Consider the following 2,823-nt stretch of genomic DNA (forward strand, 5'->3'; position numbering starts at 1 on the left):
CAGCTGGAGCCTGCGGGCGCGCTCGGCGGCCGCGGAGGCCTGCTCGCGCTCCACCACCACGCTGTAGAGCGACAGGGTCTGGCAGCGTGACGCCGTGTAGTAGGCCGCCACGGCGCCGATCATCGACGGCAGCAGCAGCGCCGGGGCCAGCGTCATCTCGAACACCATCAGCACCGACATCAGCGGCGCCTGGCTGGTAGCCGCCAGGAACGCGGTCATGCCGACCAGCGGCAGCACCGGGGTCATGCCGCCACCGGGCACCAGCATCGCCAGCAACTGGCCAAGCGCCGCGCCGACGAACAGCGACGGCGTGAAGACACCGCCCACCGCGCCCGAACCGATGCTGGTCACGGTGGCCACGAGCTTCGCCACGAGCACGCCCCAGACCGGCACCGACAGCGGATGGCCCTGGAGGATCGTCTGGATCGTGAAGTAGCCGTTGCCGACCACCTCCGGCACCACGATTGCCAGCAGCCCGACCAGTGCGCCGCCGAGCGCCAGACGGGCGACCGGGCCACCGGGCACGTGACGGAAGCCGTTGCGTGCGATCGTGGTGGCGCGCATGAACAGGGCACCGGCCGCGCCGGCCAGCACGCCGAGCAAGACCGCTGCCATCAGCATCTGCGGGCGCAGGTCGGGTTCGATATGGAGGCCGGGATAGAGCGGTTGCAGGCCGCCATGCCACTGGCTGACCATCGCGCCCGCCACCGAAGCCAGGAATAGCGGCATCAGTCGCTGCACGGCCAGTGCGCCGAACACGACTTCGGCGACGAAGACGGCGGCCGAAAGCGGCGTGTGATAGACCGAGGCCAGGCCGGCTGCCGCGCCGCAGGCGGTCAGCATCCGGCGCATATTGGTGTCGCCCGAGGTGTGGTCGGCGCGCGCCGACGGGAACAGCGAGCCGCATAGCGCCGCAAGCTGGATCATCGCGCCTTCCTTGCCGACCGAACTGCCCGAGATGATCGAGCAGAACGACGACAACGAGCGCAGCAGCGTGATCTTCAGCGGCAGCTGCCCCGTGCCGCGAGATACCGCGTCCATGTAGTCGGCCGGGCCGGGCTCGGCGGCAGCCAGGCGATTGGCCAGCACGAGCAACGCGCCGGCCAGCGCGCCGCCAAGTGCGGGGATCACCACGCGCCAGGCCACGGCGAGCCCTGCGAACACCATGACGATGTCCGCCTCGGTGCCGAACATGACCAGCCCGCTCGATTCGAGCGCGGCCTTGAACAGCGTCGTGACGATGCCGGCCAGGATCCCCACGGGGATGGCCGCGAAAAGCGTGACTTCCTGATCTTCGAGAAAACGGAGCCGCATGGCGATGAGCGGTGACGGTGGGGGGGCGGGCCGGGTGGCCGCAATGATAGCGCAGCGCCACCTCGATATCGTATCGCTCCGGGTCTCTCGCCGGACTGGTACACTACGGCCCTTTCCTGATCGGAGACGGGGGCAATCGACCTGTCCCGCCGAACCTGACCCTCAGGTAACGGTTTTCTACCCGAGCTGCCCCACGATTGGCGCACTTTCTTGCGCGACGGGCGGCCGAAGCGTCATTTCATGTCTTTTTCCGAACTCGGCTTGTCCGACAAGCTGGTGCGTGCCGTGGCCGAACAGGGCTACACCACGCCGACCCCGATTCAGGCGCAAGCCATTCCCGCAATTCTCAAAGGTGGCGATCTTCTTGCCGGTGCGCAAACCGGCACCGGCAAGACGGCAGGTTTCACGCTGCCGATGCTGCAGTTGCTCTCCGAATCCGCCGCGCGTGCCAATGGCGGCAATGCGCCCCGCGGCGCGCGCCCGAACGTGCGCGCGCTGGTGCTGACGCCCACGCGTGAACTGGCCGCGCAGGTCGAAGAGAGCGTGCGCAACTATGGCAAGTATCTGAAGCTGCGTTCGATGGTGATGTTCGGCGGTGTCGGCATCAATCCGCAGATCGAAGCGCTCAGGCGCGGTGTCGACATCGTGGTGGCCACGCCTGGCCGTCTGCTGGACCATGTGGCGCAGCGCACGATCGACCTCTCGCACGTGGAACTGCTGGTGCTCGATGAAGCCGACCGCATGCTCGACATGGGCTTCATCCACGATATCCGCAAGGTCCTGAACGTTCTGCCGCCCAAGCGGCAGAACCTGCTGTTCTCGGCCACGTTCTCGGACGAAATCCGCGCGCTGGCCGATCGCCTGCTGGACAACCCGGCGTCGATCGAGGTGGCACGCCGCAATACCACGGCGGAAACCGTGGCGCAGCGCGTGTTCCCGGTCGACCGGGAGCGCAAGCGCGAACTGCTGGCCCATCTGGTGCGTCAGCACGACTGGCATCAGGTGCTGGTGTTCACGCGTACCAAGCATGGCGCCAACCGGCTGGCCGAACAGCTGACCAAGGACGGCCTCTCCGCGCTGGCGATCCACGGCAACAAGAGCCAGTCGGCCCGTACGCGCGCGCTGACCGAGTTCAAGGCCGGCACGCTGCGCCTGTTGGTGGCCACCGACATCGCCGCACGCGGCATCGACATCGACCAGCTCCCGCACGTGGTCAACTTCGATCTGCCTAACGTGCCCGAGGACTACGTGCACCGTATCGGCCGTACTGGTCGTGCCGGCGCCGAAGGCGAGGCGATCTCGCTGGTCTGCGTGGACGAGCACGGTCTGCTGCGTGATATCGAGCGCCTGATCAAGCGCCAGATCGAACAGGTGCTGCTGCCCGGTTTCGAAGTCGATCCGAGCATCAAGGCCGAGCCGATCCAGAAGGGCCGGCAACAGCAGCGTGGCGGTCAGCCGCGCGGCAACGGCCAGGGGAGTGCCGGCAACGGTGGCGAGCGCCGCCAGCCT

The 2,823-nt window shown here is 67.7% G+C and carries 2 protein-coding genes; one reads left to right on the forward strand and one right to left on the reverse strand.

Annotated elements, in window-relative coordinates:
• Nucleotides 1–1,314, reverse strand: a 1,314-nt coding sequence (locus D769_RS19835; RefSeq protein ID WP_008648735.1) for a ClcB-like voltage-gated chloride channel protein, incomplete at its 3' end; no start/stop codon positions are given.
• A gap of 240 nt (nt 1,315–1,554) precedes the next feature.
• Between D769_RS19835 and D769_RS19840 the strand changes: the two genes are divergently transcribed.
• On the forward strand, nt 1,555–2,823 hold a 1,269-nt coding region (locus D769_RS19840), incomplete at its 3' end, for a DEAD/DEAH box helicase (RefSeq protein ID WP_008648737.1).

Origin of the sequence: Cupriavidus sp. HMR-1 (genome assembly GCF_000319775.1) — a bacterium.
Taxonomy (GTDB): Bacteria; Pseudomonadota; Gammaproteobacteria; order Burkholderiales; family Burkholderiaceae; genus Cupriavidus; species Cupriavidus metallidurans.